Genomic DNA, 21,029 nt, shown 5'->3' with positions numbered 1-21,029 from the left:
TCAAAGGATCAACTATGCAACTACAAGCCAATGACATCGCACCAGATTTCAAGCTCCCTGATGCCCAAGGCGTAGAAATCTCACTCAAAGATTTTGCACAAAAGACCATTATCCTCTACTTTTACCCCAAGGACAATACACCCGGCTGCACCATAGAGGCGCAAGATTTTAGCCAGCTGCTGCCGCAATTTTTTGCCAAAAATGCGGTGGTGATAGGCATTAGCCCAGATTCGCCCAAATGCCACCAAGGCTTTATCACCAAGCAAGATCTCAAGCATATTCTCCTAAGTGATAAGGACAAAGCTGTGGCGAGTGCCTATGGTGCGTATGGCAAGAAAATGATGTATGGCAAGGAGGTGATGGGGATCATACGCTCGACTTTCATCATCAAAAGTGGCAAGATTTTGCACGCACTCTATAATGTCAAAGCAAAAGGACACGCGCAAGCTGTGCTAGATATGCTCTAGGCTGCATTCCTAGAATCCACTTTTTTACTCTCGGCTGTTTTTGTCATTGAGAGCGAGCGCGGTAGTGCTTGCGCGGCAATCCACTCTCTTAACTAGAATCCACTTTTGAAAAATCGCCAAAAGTGGATTCTAGGAATGAAACTATGGATTACCACACGGAAATAACACTCGCAATACATAATGATGAAAAAGTGGATTCTAGCTTAGAATCTATGCCAAGCCCCTTAGAATCCACTTTGCCACGCTCAATAAGTTTTAAGCCTGATTAGTTATAATGTCTGCTTTATTATTATTTAAGGTTTGACAATGGGTAGCTTTTCTAAATTTGGCTTTATTATGGCGACACTTGGTAGCTCGATCGGGCTTGGGCATATTTGGCGATTCCCCTATATGGCGGGGCAGATGGGTGGCGGGGCATTTGTGCTGCTATTTTTGGTGATGACACTTTTTATCGGGGTGGCAATGCTTGTGGGTGAAATGCTTATGGGCAATAAAACGCAAAAAAACACTGCTGATGCGTTTATCGAGCTAGATCCAAGCCCCAAAAAACCTTGGCGTTTTGCTGGGCTCACACTTATTGGCGGTCCTATTATCCTATCTTTTTATGCAGTGGTGCTAGGCTGGGTGGTGTATTATCTCGTGGGTGTAAGTATCGATCTGCCAGATAATGCCGAGCAGGCTGATAGAATCTTTGGGGCTCTTTTGACCTCGCATTCTTTCTATCAACTCCTAGGCTTTAGCGCGGTGCTTGGGCTAACGGGACTTATCGTCTCGCTTGGCATTAAAGATGGGATTGAAAAGCTCAATCTCGTGCTTATGCCGCTACTTTTTATCATCTTTATTGGACTGCTTATTTATGCGGCCTTTCAGCCGTCGTTTATGCAAGCGGTGCATTTTTTGTTTGACTTTAAGTATGAAGATATTACCTTTGAAGTGATTATCGCTGCTATGGGGCAGATGTGCTTCTCGCTTTCGCTTGGCATTGGGATCATCATCACCTATGCCGCTTCTACAGATTCTAGGCAAAATCTCCTTGAGAGTGCGCTATATGTCGTGATATGTGGGATTATCATCTCGCTTATTGCTGGTGTGATGATTTTTACTTTTGTCTATGAATATGAAGTAGCAGTAACCCAAGGCACCGGACTTGTATTCAAAGCTCTGCCCATTGCCTTTAGCAAAATGGGGCTAAGCGGGACGATTGTCGCGATACTCTTTTTCATAGGGTTGGCATTTGCTGGGATTACTTCTACGATCTCGCTCCTTGAACCAAGTGTAATGTATTTTGTGCAGCGATACAATAGAAACCGCAAGGTTGTTACTTGGACGATTGTAGGAGCGATTTATGCGGTGGGGCTTGTGTTGCTTTTCTCACTCAATAGTGATTATTCACAGACTTTAAGCTTAGCGGGCAAGCAGCTTTTCGTGTGGTTTGATAGTGCTAGCTCAAATTTCATTATGCCTCTTGGCGCACTCATTAGTATGATTTTTGTGGGTTATGTGATTGGCAAAGATAGAGTCAAGGAAATGGCGCAAGGATTCTTGGGAGAAATGGGGTTTGTGGTGTGGTTTTTCATTATCCGCTATGTTGTCCCACTTGTGATTATCGCTGCGTGGATTGGCACGATTATAAGTGAGTAGGCAAGTATGAATACATTTTCTAAATTCGGCTTTATTCTAGCGACACTTGGTAGCTCGATCGGGCTTGGGCATATTTGGCGATTCCCCTATATGGCGGGGCAGATGGGTGGCGGGGCATTTGTGCTGCTATTTTTGGTGCTTGCCCTAGTGATTGGCGTAAGCTTGCTTATCACAGATATGGTGATTGGCAATCGTGGCAAAAAAGATGTAGTGGGCTGCTTTGAGACACTTGATCCAAGCCCTAAAAAGCCGTGGCGACTTGCTGGGATAGCGATCATCGGCGGTCCGCTTATCTTGTCTTTTTATGCTGTGATTTTGGGCTGGATCCTCTACTACTTCGTGGCTATAAGCTTTAATCTCCCTAGCAATATGTTTTTATCCAAATGGGCGTTTAATGAGCTTATGAGTGAAAGGATTTGGTGTCAAGTCTTAGGGCTTTTTGCCTGTCTTTTTATCACCGCACTCATCGTCTCTCTTGGGATTAAAAAGGGGATTGAGAAGCTTAATCTCGTGCTTATGCCACTGCTGTTTATCATCTTTATTGGACTGCTTATTTATGCGGCTTTTCAGCCATCGTTTATGCAAGCGGTGCATTTTTTGTTTGACTTTAAGTATGAGGACATCAATTCTAATGTCTTTATGGAAGCCCTAGCACAGATGTTTTTCTCACTCTCACTTGGTGTTGGGACAATTATCACCTATGCTGCCTTAACCCAAGAGAAGCAAAATCTCCTTACTTCAGCGTTGTGGGTAGTGGTCCCTGGCATTATCATCTCGCTTGTGGCAGGGCTTATCATTTTTACTTTTTACTTCGGCTATGATGGCTCGCTAGGCAATGATGGGGATAGAGGAATAAATCTGGTATTTATCTCATTGCCACTTATCTTTTCGGAGTTTGGTGCAGTTGGGCAGATTCTATGTTTGGCATTTTTAGGGGCATTGCTCTTTGCAGGGATCACTTCTACAATCTCGCTCCTAGAGCCAAGTGTGTTTTATCTCACGCAAAGATGCGGTGTATCGCGAGCTAAAGCGAGCTTTTGGGTAAGTGTGGTGGTATTTGTGCTAGGGCTTTTTGCTATCCACTCTTTTAGCTCATACCACATACAGCATCTACAAACCCCACTGCTTATCACAACAGATAAGCACAGCATATTCTTCTGGCTCAATACCCTTATACAGCTGGATAACCCGGCATTTTTCTGGCTTGATTATCTAACAGCCAAAATCATTATGCCTCTTAGTGCGCTTGCTTCGATTATTTTCCTTGGCTATATCATCAAAAAAGATACGCTAAGAGAATTTACGCGCGACTTTCTTAGTCCCATTGCATTTTCAGTGTGGTATTTTATCATTCGCTATATCGCGCCAATAGTGATTCTAGCGGTATTTATTTTCAAATTTTTTGAATGATATAAGGAGAACTACTTGGAAAATTTCGAAGACAAAATCAAGCAAATCAAAGATATTTTACAGCAACTCAATACGCAAGACCTAAGCCTAAAGGATAGCTTGACACTTTATAAGCAAGGAATGCAGGAGCTGAAAAATGCTCAAGATCTTTTAGAAAAAGCCAAGCTAGAGTATGAAGAGATAAAATCACTAGATTCTAGTATAAATCCAGCAGAGACACACTAATGCGTATAGAGCTTTATCAGCAAGATACTCTTAGCATAAATGATTCTCGTTTAGCACTCTTTTGCCATAAATTGCCAAAAGATGCGCTAGTAGTCCTCCCAGAATACACCCTTAATCCATTTTTCACTGCATTATGCAAGCAAAGTCAAGATGAGATTCTCGCACACTCCACAGCACAGATAATCTCACTTGAAGCTCTGGCACAAAAGCATCATATCCACTTTGTCGCTCCCATCATTACTAAAGTCAAAAACACTCTATGTAAGCAACTAGTTTATATCAACCCAGAATCCACAAAGCATATTTACTACACCCAGCAGCGACTTATCGCTTATGAATATTGGAACGAAGCCGCATATTTTGGCAATCCACAGCCTAAAACTATCAAAACGCCAAGTATTTTTACGCTAGGTGGTTGCAAAATTGCTATGCTTTTTGGCTTTGAAATACATTTTGATGAAATTTGGTGCAAGCTTAAGGCGCAAGGTGTGGATATTGTGATTATGCCTTGTGCAAATACTTTTGATTCTGCTAGCAGGTGGAGAGAATTGTGCAAAGTGCGCTCGCTACTCAATGGCTGTGCTATCTTGCGCGTAAATCGCATAGGCACCTGCGAAGTTTGCGATGAGCAATGGGAGTTTTATGGTGATAGTCTTATCACTATGCCTGATGGCACGATTTTAGATCATTTAGGAGATGCACAAGAGAGACTCTCAATCACTCTCACACGCACACAAATCACGCATATAGCGCAAGAATGGGGATTTAGAAAAATATTTGAGTAAAGTATGATTTTCTTAGACTATAAGCTTTTTAGATTATAATAACGCCCTTGATATTTTGATGAAGGATAGTTGCGTGATGAAAAAGCCTATTTCTCTACTAACACATAAAAAAATATATGACCCAAACTCCAATGAGTCCATAGATGAGCGCAAAATCTTTGGAGGAAATCCCACAGCGATGTTTGATTTAACAAGGATCAAATATCAATGGGCTTACAAGCTTTGGAAAACAATGATCGCTAATACTTGGTTCCCTGAAGAAGTGAATATGAATGGTGATAAAAAGGATTACGCAGAGCTTAGTGCAGCTGAAAGGCAGGGCTATGATAGGGCTTTAGCCCAGCTTATCTTTATGGATTCCTTGCAAACAAACAACATAAACGACAATATCAATCCATTTATCACAAGCCCCGAGATCAATCTACTGCTCATACGACAGGCATTTGAAGAATCGCTCCATAGCCAGTCCTATGCAGTTATGGTAGAATCTATTAGCGACAACACAAATGAAATCTATGATATGTGGCGCAAAGATATGCAACTACGAAACAAAAACGACTATATTGCTGATATTTACATAAGCTTAGCAGAAAGCCCTACAGAAACAAACTTCATCAAAGCATTATTTGCCAATCAAATTTTAGAGGGTATTTATTTTTATAGTGGATTTTGCTACTTCTATGCTATCGCACGCACAGAAAGAATGCTCAACACTGCCCAAATGATACGCTTTATCCAACGAGATGAAGTTACACATCTGCTCATATTCCAGAATCTAATCAACACACTCAAGCAAGAGCGTCCTGATCTATTTACAAAAGATCTGCAAGATGAAGTTGTAGAAATGTTTAGGGCTGGGGTAGAGGTAGAAGCCAAATGGGGGGAATACATCACGCAAGGACAATCACTCGGGCTATCATCACAGAGTATCCGGGGATTTTTAGAATACTTAGCGGATGAGCGACTGAGCAAAGTCGGTATGCCAAAGCTCTACAACACTAAAAATACTTTAGATTGGTTTAGGAGCTTTAGTAGCTTTAACAACCAAAGAACCAATTTCTTTGAAGGCAAGGTTACAAACTATACTAAAGGTGGAGTAGATTTCGATGATTTTTAAAGACATTATATCGCTACAAATAAAGACAAAGCAGAATTTTCAGGACAATCTCGCGCGTGTCATTACACAAATCCAAAAGAGTAAAAGCGGCTCTATTATCCTAACACCGGAATTAGTGCTAAGTGGATTCTGCTATCAAAATATGGATGAGGCAAGTGAATTTAGCAAGCACGCCACAGAGCAGCTACTCAATGCAAGCACCAATCACACAATCATCACCACAATGATTGAGAAGAAAAACCACAAGTTTTACAACAATCTTAAAGTGTTTTCCAAGGGCGAATTGATCCACAAGCAATCTAAACATAAGCTATTTATGCTTGGTGAAGAGCATTTGCATTTTGCATCAGGCTCAGCAAATGAAATTATTCCATTTCGACTTGATGGTATGAATTGTGGCGCGCTTATTTGCTTTGAATTGCGATTTGTCGATCTATGGCAGAAGCTTCAGGGGGTTGATGTCTTATTTATCCCAGCGCAATGGGGACAAGCACGAAAAGATCACTTTGAAACACTCTCGCGTGCGCTTGCTATAGCAAATCAATGTTTTGTGATCACTAGCAATAGTGCTAGCTTACATATGGCAAAATCAAGTGCTGTCATCAGTCCTTATGGCAAGACTATACAAGATGATAGTCAAGAGATTATACAAGCTCAAATCGACATTGCCGAAGTAGAAAAAATGCGCAAGTATATCAATGTAGGATTAAAGGAATGCATAAGATAAAAGGACATTTTATGTGCAATGAAATTGTCAGGCAATTTCCCCTGCAAGATCAAGTGCGCAATGCCCTAGAATCTGTCGATAGAGAGATGTTTGTCCCAGATTTCTCTAAACATTTAGCCTATAGCCTAGATCCACTACCTATGGGAGCGGCACAATGGGTATCATCTCCCCTTACAGTCGCCAAAATGACGCAGTATCTCACTCCGGGCGATAGTGTCCTAGAGATTGGCTGTGGAAGTGGCTATCAAGCTATGGTGCTTGCGCAAATCTTTCGCCGTGTTTTTAGCATTGAGCGCATAGAGTCATTGCTCACAGAAGCAAGAAAACGCATTCGGGCAATGGGTGTAAGTAATATCCACACAAAATTTAGTGATGGACAGCAAGGCTGGGCAGAATATGCGCCTTATGATAGAATCCTATTTTCTGCCTGTATAGAAAGCAAGATTCCACAAGCCATTATCGATCAACTAGAAGAAGGAGGGATTCTCGTAGCCCCTATGCAAGCCCCAAACACCACACAGACTATCTTAACGCTCTCTGGGACTAGCCCTGCCCCCAAACAAGCTAAACAATACATAAAACGCTTTACCAAGCGCAATGGGATTCTAAGCAACGAAGAGATTTTAGAAGAATGTTTGTTTGTGCCTGTTGTTGATGGCACAATGCATTAGAGGTAGGTATGGAGATTTTTACTATAACCCTTGATGATGTATGGCAAGCATCTTTTACACAAAATTTCTCTGCTATGCGATGCTGCTTGGGGGCTTGTGTGGGAGCAGCTGGAGTTTGGCTACTTAGCCCCAATCCCCACAAACCACACCTTGAGCAAAATGACACCACACACCAAACTCACACCACTCAATACAAGCACACTTCGCGCTATCTATGGAGCGGGATTGGCGCATTTATATGTGCCATAATTGGTAGCAGCGGAGACTCTACTTTGCTACCTTGGCTACTTGGGATTGTGATATTAAGCCTATCTCTTTGCGTATGGGATATTTACTACTATGCCGTGCCAAATTGGCAAAATCTAGCTCTTTTGCTTATAAGTGCTAGCAAAAGCATCATACTCGCACACATCTTGCAAGACAACTTTTTCATAGATATATCTACTATTTATGATTTGCTATTGGGTGCTGGACTTATCAGCTTAGTATATATTCTAGGGATAATGTTCTTGCAAAAACAGCTTCTTGGGGAAGGGGATATTATCTTTTGTGCAAGTTTTAGTGCGCTTTTTGGTTTTGAAACCACTGTGATTAGCATATTTTGGGGCTGTGTGTTGGCTAGTATTGTTAGTATTTTTAGCAGAATCTTTACCAAACACACAAACATTGTAATCCCTCTAATCCCCTATATAATTGGAGGACTTGGAGTGGGGGTATTGTGGGGACTATGGCTATGAGACAACGCTATCTTTTTCATTCAGTTGCGCAGATATTTTTACCATTTTTTATTGTGCTATTCTTTATAGCTTCTGTGGTGCTGCTCATAGGTCTTGCTACCATTACACAATTTATCAAGCTTAATGTGTGGGATCTAGGACAGATTTTTTTATATTCCATACCAAATGGTGTATTTTTTATCATTCCTATCACTTTTTTCTGCGCCTGTGTTTTGGGGCTATCAAGATTGTCGTTTGATTATGAGTTACTTGTATTTTTTTCTCTAGGAATTTCACCGCGCAAGATTCTAGCTCCATTTATTGGGCTTAGTATTTTTGCTAGCATTGTATTGCTATTTTTCTCTCTCGCGCTGATCCCACTCTCTAAAAGTGCTTATGGCAATTTTATGGCTCAAAAACGCGCTGAAGTAAATATCAATATTAAAGCTGGTGAGTTTGGGCAAAAACTGGGTGATTGGCTTGTGTATGCGGATACTGCACACGATAGACACTATGAAGGGTTGGTGCTCTTCTCTAGTAACCTAGAATCCCAAGAAGTATTTATCACTGCCAAAGAAGGTGAAATGTCTAATAATGAAGGTGTATTTACCCTACTACTACGCAACGGAAGCGCATACTTTGCCGAACCAAACAAAGTAGAACGAGCAGATTTTGGGCAAATGCTTGTGCATACCAAAATCGATGAAATAAATCTCAGCTCATATGATTTGTGGGCATACTGGAAGAGTGCCTTTGAAGGAAGCAGCTCGCAAGCTAGGCGTCTTGCCCAAGCTATAATCACATCACTATTTCCCATAGCAAGTATTTTTCTCATACCATTATTTGGCATAGCAAACCCTAGATTCCACAAAAATCTTAGCTATGTATATTTACTAATTAGCGTGGCTGGATATTTTATAGCAATGCACATATTCAGTCAAAATGCCCCATTCTATGGTATATTTGGCTTGCCATTGGTCTGGCTGACAGGATCTTATTTTCTCTATCGTAAATTCGTGCTACGAGTATATTAATATTGCCGGATAATATCAGTCCCAGCCGGAGGCACAAATACAAATACATCATCGCTAATTGTGCGGTTTATATATACATTATGCAGTGTAATTTCTACAGCATTATCAAATTCATCGGTAAAGGTGAGTTTGCTAGGAAGATTATTGGCTAAAGTGAGCACATATCGCGTGCCATCAAAATCTGTGCTATATGTATCATCGTGCTGTTTTTTTGCCTTGCGCAAAATCTCGAGAAAATCAATTTTTGTTTTACCAACACTGGCTTGATCTAAAAATGGCTCATAAATAGTCGCTTTATCACCATCTACATAGAGCTCTTTCTTAGTCGGTGCTTCATACACCCATTTTGCCTTGGTTGGAGCCTTAATATACAATTTACCGCTATACACAAGCACGCTATCTTGACTTTTGGTATGCTGCGTGAAAGAAGCCTCTAGAGTCTTAATATGCTCACCATATCCATAGGCAGCACTAAAAAACCCAGCAAAAATCACACAGGCAAAAAACTCTCTCACGCACTAGCCCCTAGTGGCAGCCACAAGATCCACCGCCACCACAGCAACCACTATCTCCATGATCGTGATGTGATGTATCACAAGATCCACCACCACAGCAACCACCACCCACATAACCCTGCAAGATCTCATCGGCAGTAGCATCTCGCATATCAACAATCTCAACATCAAACAACAAAGTCTTGCCGGCTAGTGGGTGGTTATAATCAATCATCACGCTACTATCATTAAAATCCTTAACAACAACCTGCACTGTTTGCCCATCTTCTGCTTGTCCAAAAAGTGTCATACCCTTTTCTAAAACAATACCATCAAACTGATCCTTTGGAACCTCTTGCACAAAATCTGCTTGATAAACACCATAGGCATCTTCTGGAGCTATAGATAAATTAAGCTTATCGCCCTTTTTCGCGCCTAATACAGCCTGCTCAAGACCGCTGATCACCTGCCCAGCACCAAGCAAAAACTCCAATGGTCGAGAAGTTACATTGCTATCAATAATATCTTGAGTATCCGCATCTTTTACTTCATAAAATATCGCCACAACTTGCTTTTGTTCTGTAGAATCCACCTGTCATCCTTTGTTTTTATTTTTTTGTCGTAAATCTTTGGCTTTCCTACCCTGTTCAGATTCTGGATATAAACGAATAAGAGAATCCAAAAATTTATTGTAGTTATCCATATCTTTAGAATACCTAAAAGCCCACGCTGTATGCCACAAAAGAATAGGCATATAACTCGCCTTATCATCTAACGAAGTGCTTTTTTTATAAAAACTTATCGCTTCTGCAAACTTACTGCGCTGATATTCAATCTCGCCAAGCATATAAAGCGATGATGCAACTTTATAATTATTCTTCACCAACCACTCATAGCGTTTTTTAGATTCTAGGAGATTTTTCTCTCTATATAGTTTTCTGGCTTGATCGATAATCTCTTTGTTGCTAAGTTTAGTAAAATCATCACTGCCCCTGCCCCCAGCATTTACCGACTTGACATCTTCATTACTAGTTTGGGATTTTGATTTTTTCTGCGCTTGATTATTGGTCCCTGTCAAGACACCAAGCTCATTCAAAATATCTTGATTTAGCTTGGTTGTCAATGTGGTCAAATCACTAAGTTTAGCGGTAAGCTGATCTATAGTTTTTTGCATATTCTCAATCGTTGAGTTATGTTGTCTAACCAAGTCATTCTGATAATCAAGATTTGACTGCAAAGTTTGTATTGTTGCTTCCTGTTTCCCTATGGTATCAAGCAAAGACTTTATGCGTAACGCCTGCCCATCTAAAACGCTCTGCATACCATCTCTAGATTGTTCAAGCATTTGAATCCTGGCACTATAATCTATTACTAAATTTTCAAGATTTTTATTGGTAGATTGAAGGGTTTTTAACTCTTTCTTTGTTGCGCCACTCTGCAACTCAAAAGCCGATGGCTCAGCCCACAGAGCCACCAAAGAAAGCAAAAGGCAATAAGAGAATTTACCACACTTCACTTATTCTGCTTTGATAAACTATTTTGATACTTTTACATCGGAGCGACGATTTTTCTGGTAACAATCTCTTGTCTTATCCATACAAATAGGCTTGCTCTCACCAAAACTCACAACACGAATACTATCCCTACTCATACCTTTAACCACGAGAGCATCACGCACAGCTATGGCTCTTTTTGTGCCAAGAGCATAATTATATTCATCTGTTCCAAACTCATCAGTATTACCTTCAATCACAAGCTGAATAGAATCTTGTGATTGCGCTTGAGTTGCAATCTCATCTACTACAGATTGCATATCGGGTCTAATAACAAACTTATCAAAATCAAAATATACACTGCCCAGCAAATCCCCAGTCTCTTTAGATGAAATGCTGCTTGTGGATTCTGAAGATCCACCAACCATCTCCCCATCTCCAGCCCCAACGACATTAACCTTCTCTTTTGGACACCCAGTCAGCATAAAAAGTGCTGCAACCACTCCAAAAATCACAACCGCTTTCTTCATTTCAAACTCCTTGCTTCAGATTTAGGGTTTAGATTATACCAAACTTTTATTGCTTTTTGTTTTTACTCCATTTACTTACCAATCAAAAGACTGGATACTAGCCCTATTGAGTGGAAATAGATAGCTTTTGTTGTAATCAAGCCGTATAACCCCTAAAGCAGTTTGCCCAGATGTATGCTTTAAGAACATCACACTTCCGCCATCTTTAGAGAATCTTGGCATTTGATTATTTCCTATAGCAGTTAGTCGCCTAATATAATCTGTTTTGGTTGAAATAAGATAAATATTGAATGTATTAGCACCAAACTCATTGTCGCTTTCCCTGCTAGAATAGGCTACATAATCCCCATAGGCAGTTATAGAATTATTATTGCGCCCATGATAAACGACTTGTTCGGCAGGCGCATCAATATCAAGTCTCTTGGAATAAATATTGGCATAACCAGATCGATCAGACACAAATACCATAGATCTTTCATTATCAATAAAATAGCCCGATACATCAATGCCGGAATACTTAGTAAGTTGCGTAAGCTCTTTGTTTGCAACATTATAAAGGTAAATATCTGATTGATGTTTAGGTGCTAAGGTAACTAGAATTTTCTGCCCATCTCTACTAACATCCGATACCGCAGCCATACCATCGCTAGCAATAATCTGCTCCGAACTACCGGTTTGAATGTTGTATTTTATGATTGTTGGACGCAATAAATACTTGGTAAAATAAATTTCTTTTTGTGTAGAATCTACCCATTTTGGAAAGATATTTAAGCCTCCTGTAACAATTGTGCGATTATATGTGAGTGTATAGTCGCCCAGGACAATATTAGCTTGTCCGCTACCTGTATATTGTGCATAAACAACATAGCGATTCATCCAAGCAATTGTGGGTGCTTTAATATAAGAGTTAATATCAATTGCCATCTTATGGGCAACAAAAGGATAAAGAGCAGAATCTGTTAGTTGGTAAGTTTTATTGATCTTTAGAGACGATGAGTTATTATCATAAAAAAGCAATGACACCTTAAGAATCTTATTTTCTTTGATAACTCGAACTATGCCTACAAGGTCAATTTTTTTTGCCCGATATGCACCAAAATCTATAGTGTCTTGTGCATATATTGAGCCATCCACAGGATCAAAATGCCCAGAGACACTCAAATCACCCAATAAAATTTTATAAATTTTTTTTGCCAACAAAGACTCGCCACTAGCAACATAACCAATCTCAACCTTTGGAGTTTTCTGTCCAGACTTAACTATATCAATCGTAGCATCAGCACTAAATAAGCCACTAATCAGCACCATAATCCCAAAAAAACTTCTCATAACACTCCTTTATTTGAGCCGAAAATTTACCTTTATCTCAACAACCCTACCCTTTGGATAAGGCGGAAGCTTTTCTTGTTTTAAGGATTCCAAAAGATCAATCACACTTTGATTATAGTCATCATATTGCGAGAGCTTTACAATGCGATAGCTAAAATTACCTATATTAGTTACACGAATTAGTGCGCTAACTTCAGCATCCTGATAATATCTTGACTGCCATTTTCGGTAGATTATATCATAAATTTTACCAAACCATTCATTATACTCTCCATCTGCAAATTCTGGAGAAATACTTTGTGATTGCACATCAAGTGCTTTATTGTCCATTGCATTAAAAGTGGAATTAAGCTTTTCAAGCTGTTTTTGCAAAGCCTGCAATCGGCTAGAATCTACTTTATCTTTTGTGTTTTTTGCTTTTTGGCTACGATTATCCCCACTTTCTTTGGCGGGTGCCATCATATCTGGAATTGTTGAAAAAATATCTCTAATACCAGTCCCTTCAAGATGCGTGCCAGAATCCTTTTTATTTTCTTGAGTCATCTCCATTGGAACAATATCAATGCTTACAGCCTGCTCCATTGTTGTAGTAATATGAGATGTGTATTTCGTCGTAAAAATAGAAGAAAATTTCAATAATAAAACAAAAATAACACAGTAAAAAAACAATGCACCTATACCACTCCAAACAAGCAATGCTTTCTTACATTCACCCATTTGTCACCAAAGAAATTTTATTAAATCCTGCTTCTTTGACACTTTTTAAAATATAAATCACACTCTCATAACTCAAATCCTTATCAGCTCGAATAAAAATTGATGTGTCTTTTTTACTATACTGTTTTGCTAGTAGATTGAAACTATCTGGAAACATTTTATATTCATAAGTATTGTTTTTAATATAAATTTTTTTTCTCTTGTCAATACGAATTTCGAGCATATTGTTTTGAGTTTTTTTTGCCGACTTACTACCCTTTGGTAGAGTAATATCTTCTTGATACACTATGGTGGGTGTTGTAACCATAAGAATTGCTAGTAAAACAAGCATAATATCCACAAGTGGGGTAATGTTTAACTCTGGCTTATCCTCCCACAAAAACTGATCATCCATATAGCAAGTCACTTATTTTGCAGATGACAGATAATCAATCTGCATTTGAATATAAACACCTAAATCATACACCTTGCGCTTAAGAATCATAAAAAAAGTATATGCTGGAATTGCCGTTAATATACCAGCTGCCGTAGCAACTAATGCCTTAGAAATTACAGGCGCAATAACATCAAAGGAAACCTGCCCACTATTACCAAGCCTACCAAAAGCATCTAAAATCTCAACAACAGTCCCAAAAAGCCCTATAAAAGGAGAGGTAGAAGCAATGATACTTAAAAAAGCAAGCCCTGTAGTAGAATGCTTAATGGCTTTATTCTTCCACAGAGAAAAAATATTGGGAGAAACATCGCGATGATCCGCACTGATAAAAATTGCATCTCTTGGAAATCTCTGTTCTCCTTGTAAAATAGCCTCTAAAGAATCCTGCTCATCTTTTACCATCTTTGCGAGACTAATATACTTATAAAAGAAGATCCAAAGTGTTGCAAAACAATACGCAGAAAGCCAACACAATGCAAGTAAAGTAATTAGGCTTGACTCTTCAAGAAACTGAAAAACAGAACCCATTAGAATCGGCTTTTTGCGGCGTGCTCAATTCTAGAAACAACAGAATATATGGCAACCTTATCGTTTGATGCACTCTCAAGCAACTCCCTAGCACTTGCGATAGCTTCTGACACCCCACTCTCACTCTGCCCCCCAATTGCAACTGCGCCATTTGCAATAATATCTACTTTCGAGGATGTTACTTCAGCATACCCCCAATCAATGGCAACTAAATCTCTAGATTGTCCTTGAGAAATCTCAATAACACCTGCTTTCAATAAAGAAAGAAGATTGGAATGCCCATGCAAAACACCAAACTCCCCATCCACTCCAGGCATAGTTACGCTATCCACCTCACCAGAAAAAATCTCCCCATAGGGAGTAACAATACTAACAGCAAGCTTTTTCATCACTTTTCTCTCTAAGATTTTTTCATTTTCTCTGCTTTTTCTATAACTTCTTGAATACTTCCAACCATATAAAAAGCATTCTCTGGTATGTGGTCATATTTGCCTTCCAAGATTCCTTTAAAGCCATCTAAAGTCTCTTCAAGCGTAACATATTTTCCGGGACTGCCTGTAAAAACTTCTGCAACAAAAAATGGTTGAGACAAAAACTTCTCAATTTTTCTTGCTCGTTCAACAACTTTCTTATCCTCTTCTGAAAGCTCATCCATACCCAAAATTGCAATGATATCCTGCAGATCTTTGTATTTCTGGAGAATTTGTTGAATTCCTGTTGCAATCTTATAGTGTTCCTCTCCAACAATTTGTGGATCAAGGATTCTCGATGTAGAATCCAATGGATCGACAGCTGGGTAGATACCCTTCTCTGCAATTTTTCTATTCAAAACGGTTGTCGCATCAAGATGTGAAAAAACAGATGCCGGAGCTGGGTCTGTTAAGTCATCGGCTGGCACATAAACTGCCTGAACAGATGTAATAGAACCTTTCTTTGTAGATGTTATACGCTCCTGTAGTTTTCCCATCTCACTAGCAAGCGTAGGTTGATAACCCACAGCAGAAGGAATTCTCCCTAAAAGTGCAGACATTTCCGCACCGGATTGCGCATAACGGAAGATATTGTCAATGAACATAAGAACATCGAGCCCTTTCTCATCGCGGAAATATTCCGCCATAGTAAGTCCTGTAAAAGCAATTCTATTTCTTGCCCCTGGTGGCTCATTCATCTGCCCATAACACAAAGCAACTTTATCCAAGACACCACCTTCTTTCATCTCGTGATACAAGTCATTTCCCTCGCGTGTCCGCTCCCCAACTCCAGCAAATACAGAATAGCCACTATGTTTATATGCAACATTATGGATTAGTTCCATAATAACAACTGTTTTGCCCACGCCAGCACCACCAAACAATCCAACTTTACCACCCTTAGAATACGGAGCCAATAAATCAACAACCTTTATCCCTGTCTCAAACATTTCTGTTTTGGTACTTTGATTTTCAAACTTTGGAGCTTCTCTATGAATTGGCCATTTCAAATCTGTCTCAACGGGATCGCCGCCATCTACGACATCACCAACAACATTAAAAATCCTGCCAAGAACTTGCTCACCAACAGGCACTTCTATCATTTTTCCTCTAGCCATAGCAGACTGCCCTCTCGTTAAGCCTTCAGTCATATCCATAGCAATAGTTCTAACCCTATTGTCCCCTAGATGCGCAGCAACCTCTAAAACTAAACCTTTTTTCTCACCATCAAAATCATATACCACATCAAGTGCTTCATTGATAGAAGGAAGATATGAATCAAAATCCACATCAACCACCGGACCCATTACTTGAACAATTTTACCTTCCATACTCATACTCCTTTTTGGTTTATTTCATCGCTTCAACACCAGCATTAATCTCTACAAGCTCTGTTGTAATAGATTCTTGCCGTGCTTTATTATACGAGATAGTTAAATCCCTTACAAGTTCGCCAGCATTTTTCGTTGCCGCATCCATTGCCTGCATTCTAGCACTATGTTCAGCAGCTAGAGAGTCTATCAATGCATAATACATGTTATACTCAATATATCTCTGTGCTAACTGATCCAATACCACATCTTCTTCTTCATCTGGTTCAATATTCACACTATTATAAGTAGTATGTTGCTGTGCAGCACTACTTGATTCATTAAGATCAAACCCTAGAGGTAATATACTTTTAATCTTAAGCTCTTGGGAAATCTTATTTCTAAAACCATTATGAACCAAAATCACCTCATCAGTCAATCCATCTAGATAATCTTGCGCTACTTTACGGATAAAATCACTCGACTTTTCATAGTCTGGACTCGAACTAAGCCCAATAATCTTATCAAGAATTTCTATCTCATTAAAAGTAAAATAGGCTATGCCTTTTTTCCCAATACCACGCAATCTAACCTTGATGCCCCTACTCTTAAGATCTGCTATAAGCCTAAGAACCTCTTTGATTGTTGTTACATTAAAACCACCGCACAACCCCTTGTCGGCAGTTACAAACACAATATCAACTTTCTTAATCTCTCTATGTTTAGCATCAACAAAAAAACTACTATTGATATTTTCAAGACCTCGCACCTGAATCTTTGAGACAATATCTTCAAAAATCTCATTAAGTTTATTTGCATAAACACGAGAGCGTTTCGCCATTTCTTCAGCTTTTTTCAACTTCGATGTAGAGACCAACTTCATTGCGCGCGTAGTTTTTTGGGTATTCTTCACGCTATCAATTTTTGTCTTTATCTCTTTTAGATTATTTCCCATTTCCTACTCCAAATTATTTAGCTGAAACTAAGCTTATATTCTTCAATAGCCTTCGTTAAAACAGCTTCCAACTCTTTGTCTAAAGCCTTTTTACTACGAATCTCTTCAAAAATCTTAGGATATTTAGCTTCTATAAAGGGGTAAAGATCATTCTCAAACTCCACAACTCGACCCACTGGAATATCGTCTAAGAATCCTTTGGCACCGGCGAAAACTACAACGACCTGCTTCTCAATAGCCAAAGGAGAATATGGCGGTTGCTTAAGAACTTCAACCATTCTTTGCCCGCGCTCTAATTGCTTTCTGCTTGTCTCATCAAGATCCGAAGCAAACTGTGAAAAGGCTTGAAGCTCACGATACTGAGCTAAATCAAGACGCAATGTTCCAGCAACTTGTTTTGTGGCTTTAATTTGCGCAGCACCACCAACACGAGAAACAGAAAGTCCTACATTGATAGCAGGGCGCACCCCAGAATTAAACAGATTTGTCTCTAAAAATATTTGCCCATCAGTAATAGAAATGACATTTGTAGGAATATATGCCGAAATGTCGCCAGCTTGGGTCTCAATAATTGGTAAAGCTGTCAGTGAGCCAGCCCCTTTTTCATCAGACAACTTAGCCGCTCTTTCCAACAAGCGAGAATGAATATAAAACACATCACCAGGAAATGCTTCACGACCAGGAGGTCTGCGCAAAATCAAACTCATCTCACGATATGCAACAGCGTGCTTGCTCAAATCATCATAAATAATAAGAGCGTGCCGTGCATTATCTCTAAAATACTCACCAATAGTTACGCCTGTATAGGGAGCAAGGTATTGCATAGCTGCAGAAGAAGAAGCAGGTGCATTAACAATAACGGTATATTCCATAGCACCGTGCTCCTCAAGTTTGCGCACCACCTGCGCAACAGTTGATTCCTTTTGCCCTATAGCCACATAAATACAAATAACATCCTGTCCCTTTTGATTTATGATAGTATCAATAGCAACAGTTGTCTTACCTGTCTGTCTATCGCCTATAATAAGCTCTCTTTGCCCCCTACCGATTGGCACAAGAGCATCAATCGCTTTGATACCAGTCTGCAATGGTTCATGAACAGACTTTCTATCCATAATCCCAGGTGCTTTTTGCTCAACAAAACGAAATTCACTCGACTCAATAGCACCTTTGCCATCAATAGGATCACCGACCGTATTAATCACGCGACCAACAACACTATCTCCCACAGGCACTTTCATAAGACGCTTGAGACGTTTTACAGACATCCCCTCGCGGATATTATTTCCACCTCCAAGAATAACAACCCCAACATTTCCCTCTTCTAGATTAGATGCTAGTCCAAGATCGCCAGTTTCAAATTCAACCATCTCATACGACATAACATTTTTCAATCCATACACCTTAGCTACACCATCAGCATAGCCAACAACCTTGCCTGTTTCGGATATATCAACACTCACATCAAAACTATTGATCTTATCCTTAATAATTGAGCTAATTTCCTCTGCTTTTAATTTCTGTACCACTTACACTCCTTGCTATTGAATTAAATTATATGGATCTTAAGATATGAGACCTAAGATCATCAAAAAATCTTTCTTTAAGGAAAGACACCTCTATCCCCAAGTCTTGCACAGCCAACCTAATACCATCAACCTTGGTAGAAGACTGCTCAATATGCAGCTTAACTCCAAGCTTGGCAGATAAGCTATCGGTAATATTAGAAATTGTGCTAGAATCCAAATTTTTAGGTGCATACAAAATAGCTTTATAGCTATTGTCAAGCGCACGCAAATATCTCTCTAAAATACTACTCACAAACGGAATAATATCTATGCGCTTGTTCTCTATAAGCAGATCCAAAAACGCACCTACCTGCTCATCATCACTAAATAAAGCAATCAATAATCTCTTTTTTTCCATCTTTGTCATATAGGGCGAATGAATCATATCCCTAAATTTCTCCACACAAAAAGCCTGTGAAGCCTGCAAAAACAGATTAGATAGATCCTCTAGCTCATCTCTCTTGAAACACTGTATAAGTGCGTGGGCATACTTCTTAGCAATAATCTCTTCCATCTACGCCACCTTCTTATTTAAAATTCTCACATATTCCTGCGTGTCAATATCAGCCGCATTACTATTGAATAACTCCTTCAATACTGACTCTACGAGTTCCACACGAGCCTTTCTCTGCTCAAAAAACATCAAAGACTCGCTCGATTTAATAAGATTCTCTATGTCTACACTACACTGCTCTTCATACTTTTGCGCAATCACAACAGCCTCTTTCCTTGCCGTAGCGATAATATCAGCAGCCTTCTTCTGTGCTTCTTCCAATTGCTTCTGTGCCTGCTCTCTACCTCTTTTTGCTTCATTGATCCTATCTTGAGCCTGCTCGAAACGACTACTAATTTCTTGTTGACGACTTTGAAGCAAAGCCTTAAGTCTATGAGCACCCAAATACCACAAAATAGCAAGAAAGATAATAAAATTTATGATCCTTTCACTAAAATCCGTATGAGATATATCCACCGCACCAGATGCATACGAGACCCCAAGCAAACAACCAAATACCACGCCATATCGCACACAATACTTCATACTTTATCTCCCTATATTTGCTGAACTTTAGACTTCAAAGCCGTTTCGAAAACGCCTAAATCCGCCAACAACTCCTGTTTTGCTTGGTTTTTTTGATTCTCAAGATCAACCCGAAAACTATCTATTCTCCCTTGGACTTCATTAGCCTGTTTTTCCATTTTTTCATCATATTCAGCCTTGGCTTCTATAGTTGCACTCTCTATGATACTACTTGCCTGCGCTTTGGCATCAGCAAAAATAGCACGAATCTTTTCTTGAATTTCCTGAACCTCATTATCATCGCTCATTGCAGATTCCATATCCTTGCGTAAGGAATTTTCGCGCTCATCCATAAAGCCAATCAAAGGTTTAAAAAGCCAAGAATTAAGCAAAAGCATTGTGATAATAAACACAACAAAAACCAATAACATCAACCAAGGATCAGGGATTGTAATACTCATTTATGTCCTTTCCAACGATCAGCTGTTTTAATTCTAACAGCCCAAACCTTAAATCAAGATTTTAATTTTTCAATTAACTGCACCACTGCTTCTTTTTGTGGCTGAATAATAATCTTACCTTGAGAAATCCTAGCCTGCACGCCAAGAGCGGCAAAAGCAGCACAAAGCTCACCCAATACTTCATTATCCACACTAGAATCTAGCTTTTTAATGGCAACATTCTGTTTCTTACTAGAATCTTCTTGCTTGAGATCTTTCACCAGCTGCTCTGTCTCTCGAACAGAAAGTTTCTGCCCCACAATAGAATCCGCTAGCACTTTTTGCTCACGCTCCTGCAAGCCTACCATCACCTTAGCGTGCCCTTGTGTAATTTTGTTTTGAACAATGAGATCTTGAACATACTCACACAAATCCAAGATACGCATTGTATTGGTAATTTGTGCGCGGGATTTCTTTAGTTTTGTAGCAAGCTCTTCGTGGGTGATCTTGTATTCATCAATAAGCTCTTGATAAGAATGAGCAAGATCAAGCGGGTTTAGATTCTCTCTTTGGATATTTTCAATAATCGCTAGCTCACGCAATCTACTTCGATCGATGTATTCATTTGCCACAACAGCCTTTATCGTGCTCTTCCCAGCGATTTTACTAGCCCTTAATCTACGCTCTCCAGCAATGAGAAAATAATCGCCCCCATCATCATATACAAGTATAGGCTGCAAAAGTCCGTGCTCGGCAATGGATTCTGCCAAATCATTAAGCGCACTTTCATCGAAATTTTTTCGCGGCTGGAAAGGATTTGGCTTAACGACATCAACACTAAGCTCAATGATGGATTCTGTATATTCACCTAGGTTTTTTTCATACGCATCTTGCACTTCACCTAGAAGCTCTCCAAGTCCGCTGCCAAGGGCATTTTTCTTTGCCAAT

27 protein-coding genes are annotated in these 21,029 nt (G+C 39.6%); 11 read left to right on the top strand and 16 right to left on the bottom strand.

Going from position 1 to position 21,029, the window contains the following annotated elements; all coding sequences use genetic code 11:
• Positions 1 to 14: 14 nt before the first annotated feature.
• From DX060_RS05480 to DX060_RS05435, 11 genes are all read left to right on the top strand, one after another.
• Positions 15 to 467: a peroxiredoxin gene (locus DX060_RS05480; RefSeq protein ID WP_115011521.1), complete on the top strand. Its 453-nt coding sequence runs from the start codon at positions 15 to 17 to the stop codon at positions 465 to 467.
• 143 nt (positions 468 to 610) lie between these two features.
• Entirely contained in the window at positions 611 to 736 is a 126-nt protein-coding gene (locus DX060_RS11970; RefSeq protein WP_258552210.1) for a hypothetical protein, read from the top strand.
• Between the two features lie 37 nt (positions 737 to 773).
• Positions 774 to 2,108 (top strand): sodium-dependent transporter, encoded by a 1,335-nt coding sequence (locus DX060_RS05475; protein WP_115011520.1) that lies wholly within the window; start codon positions 774 to 776, stop codon positions 2,106 to 2,108.
• Positions 2,109 to 2,114: 6 nt separating this feature from the next.
• Positions 2,115 to 3,518 carry a sodium-dependent transporter gene (locus DX060_RS05470; protein WP_115011519.1) on the top strand — a complete coding sequence of 468 codons (1,404 nt, stop codon included), beginning with the start codon at positions 2,115 to 2,117 and terminating at the stop codon, positions 3,516 to 3,518.
• Positions 3,519 to 3,533: 15 nt separating this feature from the next.
• On the top strand, positions 3,534 to 3,743 hold the full coding sequence (xseB, locus tag DX060_RS05465; protein ID WP_115011518.1) for an exodeoxyribonuclease VII small subunit: 210 nt from the start codon (positions 3,534 to 3,536) through the stop codon (positions 3,741 to 3,743).
• The gene (locus DX060_RS05460) at positions 3,743 to 4,528 is read left to right on the top strand and encodes a carbon-nitrogen hydrolase family protein (protein WP_115011517.1); all 786 of its coding nucleotides are present in this window, start codon (positions 3,743 to 3,745) and stop codon (positions 4,526 to 4,528) included. The genes xseB and DX060_RS05460 overlap by 1 nt, the downstream gene beginning before the upstream one ends.
• Positions 4,529 to 4,604: 76 nt before the next feature.
• Positions 4,605 to 5,645 (top strand): ribonucleotide-diphosphate reductase subunit beta, encoded by a 1,041-nt coding sequence (locus tag DX060_RS05455; RefSeq protein ID WP_115011516.1) that lies wholly within the window; start codon positions 4,605 to 4,607, stop codon positions 5,643 to 5,645.
• A complete protein-coding gene (locus tag DX060_RS05450; protein ID WP_115011515.1) occupies positions 5,635 to 6,372 on the top strand; it encodes a nitrilase-related carbon-nitrogen hydrolase in 738 nt (245 codons plus the stop codon). The genes DX060_RS05455 and DX060_RS05450 overlap by 11 nt, the downstream gene beginning before the upstream one ends.
• Entirely contained in the window at positions 6,360 to 7,043 is a 684-nt protein-coding gene (gene pcm / locus DX060_RS05445; protein WP_115011514.1) for a protein-L-isoaspartate O-methyltransferase, read from the top strand. The genes DX060_RS05450 and pcm overlap by 13 nt, the downstream gene beginning before the upstream one ends.
• A gap of 8 nt (positions 7,044 to 7,051) precedes the next feature.
• On the top strand, positions 7,052 to 7,780 hold the full coding sequence (locus DX060_RS05440; RefSeq protein WP_115011513.1) for a prepilin peptidase: 729 nt from the start codon (positions 7,052 to 7,054) through the stop codon (positions 7,778 to 7,780).
• Positions 7,777 to 8,793, top strand: coding sequence for an LptF/LptG family permease (locus tag DX060_RS05435; RefSeq protein WP_181814201.1), 1,017 nt, complete (start codon positions 7,777 to 7,779; stop codon positions 8,791 to 8,793). Before DX060_RS05440 ends, DX060_RS05435 begins: the two co-directional genes overlap by 4 nt.
• On the opposite strand, the gene lolA is transcribed toward DX060_RS05435, so the two are convergent.
• The 16 genes from lolA to DX060_RS05355 form a co-directional block, all read right to left on the bottom strand.
• Entirely contained in the window at positions 8,790 to 9,308 is a 519-nt protein-coding gene (gene lolA, locus DX060_RS05430) for a LolA-like outer membrane lipoprotein chaperone (protein WP_115011511.1), read from the bottom strand. The two genes, DX060_RS05435 and lolA, sit on opposite strands and share 4 nt — an antisense overlap.
• Before the next feature lie 10 nt (positions 9,309 to 9,318).
• A complete protein-coding gene (locus DX060_RS05425; protein WP_115011510.1) occupies positions 9,319 to 9,879 on the bottom strand; it encodes an FKBP-type peptidyl-prolyl cis-trans isomerase in 561 nt (186 codons plus the stop codon).
• Between the two features lie 3 nt (positions 9,880 to 9,882).
• Complete coding sequence (locus DX060_RS05420; protein ID WP_115011509.1) at positions 9,883 to 10,803, bottom strand: tetratricopeptide repeat protein; 921 nt, start codon at positions 10,801 to 10,803, stop codon at positions 9,883 to 9,885.
• Between the two features lie 18 nt (positions 10,804 to 10,821).
• The gene (locus DX060_RS05415) at positions 10,822 to 11,310 is read right to left on the bottom strand and encodes an OmpA family protein (protein WP_115011508.1); all 489 of its coding nucleotides are present in this window, start codon (positions 11,308 to 11,310) and stop codon (positions 10,822 to 10,824) included.
• Between the two features lie 75 nt (positions 11,311 to 11,385).
• A complete protein-coding gene (gene tolB / locus DX060_RS05410) occupies positions 11,386 to 12,639 on the bottom strand; it encodes a Tol-Pal system protein TolB (protein WP_115011507.1) in 1,254 nt (417 codons plus the stop codon).
• A gap of 9 nt (positions 12,640 to 12,648) precedes the next feature.
• Positions 12,649 to 13,356: a TonB C-terminal domain-containing protein gene (locus DX060_RS05405; protein ID WP_115011506.1), complete on the bottom strand. Its 708-nt coding sequence runs from the start codon at positions 13,354 to 13,356 to the stop codon at positions 12,649 to 12,651.
• On the bottom strand, positions 13,349 to 13,750 hold the full coding sequence (locus DX060_RS05400; RefSeq protein ID WP_115011505.1) for an ExbD/TolR family protein: 402 nt from the start codon (positions 13,748 to 13,750) through the stop codon (positions 13,349 to 13,351). The genes DX060_RS05405 and DX060_RS05400 overlap by 8 nt, the downstream gene beginning before the upstream one ends.
• 12 nt (positions 13,751 to 13,762) lie before the next feature.
• Positions 13,763 to 14,320, bottom strand: coding sequence for a MotA/TolQ/ExbB proton channel family protein (locus DX060_RS05395; protein WP_115011504.1), 558 nt, complete (start codon positions 14,318 to 14,320; stop codon positions 13,763 to 13,765).
• Positions 14,320 to 14,709, bottom strand: coding sequence for an ATP synthase F1 subunit epsilon (gene atpC / locus DX060_RS05390; protein ID WP_115011503.1), 390 nt, complete (start codon positions 14,707 to 14,709; stop codon positions 14,320 to 14,322). Before atpC ends, DX060_RS05395 begins: the two co-directional genes overlap by 1 nt.
• Positions 14,710 to 14,720: 11 nt before the next feature.
• Complete coding sequence (atpD, locus tag DX060_RS05385) at positions 14,721 to 16,121, bottom strand: F0F1 ATP synthase subunit beta (RefSeq protein ID WP_115011502.1); 1,401 nt, start codon at positions 16,119 to 16,121, stop codon at positions 14,721 to 14,723.
• Positions 16,122 to 16,140: 19 nt separating this feature from the next.
• Positions 16,141 to 17,055 carry an ATP synthase F1 subunit gamma gene (atpG, locus tag DX060_RS05380; RefSeq protein ID WP_115011501.1) on the bottom strand — a complete coding sequence of 305 codons (915 nt, stop codon included), beginning with the start codon at positions 17,053 to 17,055 and terminating at the stop codon, positions 16,141 to 16,143.
• A gap of 17 nt (positions 17,056 to 17,072) precedes the next feature.
• Positions 17,073 to 18,584: a F0F1 ATP synthase subunit alpha gene (gene atpA, locus DX060_RS05375; RefSeq protein ID WP_115011500.1), complete on the bottom strand. Its 1,512-nt coding sequence runs from the start codon at positions 18,582 to 18,584 to the stop codon at positions 17,073 to 17,075.
• Positions 18,585 to 18,609: 25 nt separating this feature from the next.
• Positions 18,610 to 19,137 (bottom strand): F0F1 ATP synthase subunit delta, encoded by a 528-nt coding sequence (locus DX060_RS05370; RefSeq protein ID WP_115011499.1) that lies wholly within the window; start codon positions 19,135 to 19,137, stop codon positions 18,610 to 18,612.
• Positions 19,138 to 19,662 carry a F0F1 ATP synthase subunit B gene (locus DX060_RS05365; RefSeq protein ID WP_115011498.1) on the bottom strand — a complete coding sequence of 175 codons (525 nt, stop codon included), beginning with the start codon at positions 19,660 to 19,662 and terminating at the stop codon, positions 19,138 to 19,140.
• A gap of 11 nt (positions 19,663 to 19,673) precedes the next feature.
• Entirely contained in the window at positions 19,674 to 20,102 is a 429-nt protein-coding gene (locus tag DX060_RS05360) for a F0F1 ATP synthase subunit B family protein (RefSeq protein ID WP_115011497.1), read from the bottom strand.
• Between the two features lie 53 nt (positions 20,103 to 20,155).
• On the bottom strand, positions 20,156 to 21,028 hold the full coding sequence (locus DX060_RS05355; protein ID WP_115011496.1) for a ParB/RepB/Spo0J family partition protein: 873 nt from the start codon (positions 21,026 to 21,028) through the stop codon (positions 20,156 to 20,158).
• Between the last annotated feature and the right edge of the window lies 1 nt (position 21,029).

It is taken from the genome of Helicobacter canis (assembly GCF_900451095.1).
GTDB classification, from domain to species: domain Bacteria; phylum Campylobacterota; class Campylobacteria; order Campylobacterales; family Helicobacteraceae; genus Helicobacter_B; species Helicobacter_B zhangjianzhongii.
The sequence above is the reverse complement of the archived record's forward strand: the minus strand, read 5'-3'. Positions and strand labels throughout refer to the sequence as shown.

Coding starts and splice junctions, on each gene's coding strand:
- DX060_RS05480 (WP_115011521.1), top strand. CDS start 15: ATGCAACTACAAGCCAATGACATCGCACCAGATTTCAAGCTCCCTGAT.
- DX060_RS11970 (WP_258552210.1), top strand. CDS start 611: ATGGATTACCACACGGAAATAACACTCGCAATACATAATGATGAAAAA.
- DX060_RS05475 (WP_115011520.1), top strand. CDS start 774: ATGGGTAGCTTTTCTAAATTTGGCTTTATTATGGCGACACTTGGTAGC.
- DX060_RS05470 (WP_115011519.1), top strand. CDS start 2,115: ATGAATACATTTTCTAAATTCGGCTTTATTCTAGCGACACTTGGTAGC.
- DX060_RS05460 (WP_115011517.1), top strand. CDS start 3,743: ATGCGTATAGAGCTTTATCAGCAAGATACTCTTAGCATAAATGATTCT.
- DX060_RS05455 (WP_115011516.1), top strand. CDS start 4,605: ATGAAAAAGCCTATTTCTCTACTAACACATAAAAAAATATATGACCCA.
- DX060_RS05450 (WP_115011515.1), top strand. CDS start 5,635: ATGATTTTTAAAGACATTATATCGCTACAAATAAAGACAAAGCAGAAT.
- pcm (WP_115011514.1), top strand. CDS start 6,360: ATGCATAAGATAAAAGGACATTTTATGTGCAATGAAATTGTCAGGCAA.
- DX060_RS05440 (WP_115011513.1), top strand. CDS start 7,052: ATGGAGATTTTTACTATAACCCTTGATGATGTATGGCAAGCATCTTTT.
- DX060_RS05435 (WP_181814201.1), top strand. CDS start 7,777: ATGAGACAACGCTATCTTTTTCATTCAGTTGCGCAGATATTTTTACCA.
- DX060_RS05415 (WP_115011508.1), bottom strand. CDS start 11,310: ATGAAGAAAGCGGTTGTGATTTTTGGAGTGGTTGCAGCACTTTTTATG.
- tolB (WP_115011507.1), bottom strand. CDS start 12,639: ATGAGAAGTTTTTTTGGGATTATGGTGCTGATTAGTGGCTTATTTAGT.
- DX060_RS05405 (WP_115011506.1), bottom strand. CDS start 13,356: ATGGGTGAATGTAAGAAAGCATTGCTTGTTTGGAGTGGTATAGGTGCA.
- DX060_RS05400 (WP_115011505.1), bottom strand. CDS start 13,750: ATGGATGATCAGTTTTTGTGGGAGGATAAGCCAGAGTTAAACATTACC.
- DX060_RS05395 (WP_115011504.1), bottom strand. CDS start 14,320: ATGGGTTCTGTTTTTCAGTTTCTTGAAGAGTCAAGCCTAATTACTTTA.
- atpC (WP_115011503.1), bottom strand. CDS start 14,709: ATGAAAAAGCTTGCTGTTAGTATTGTTACTCCCTATGGGGAGATTTTT.
- atpD (WP_115011502.1), bottom strand. CDS start 16,121: ATGGAAGGTAAAATTGTTCAAGTAATGGGTCCGGTGGTTGATGTGGAT.
- atpG (WP_115011501.1), bottom strand. CDS start 17,055: ATGGGAAATAATCTAAAAGAGATAAAGACAAAAATTGATAGCGTGAAG.
- DX060_RS05370 (WP_115011499.1), bottom strand. CDS start 19,137: ATGGAAGAGATTATTGCTAAGAAGTATGCCCACGCACTTATACAGTGT.
- DX060_RS05365 (WP_115011498.1), bottom strand. CDS start 19,662: ATGAAGTATTGTGTGCGATATGGCGTGGTATTTGGTTGTTTGCTTGGG.
- DX060_RS05360 (WP_115011497.1), bottom strand. CDS start 20,102: ATGAGTATTACAATCCCTGATCCTTGGTTGATGTTATTGGTTTTTGTT.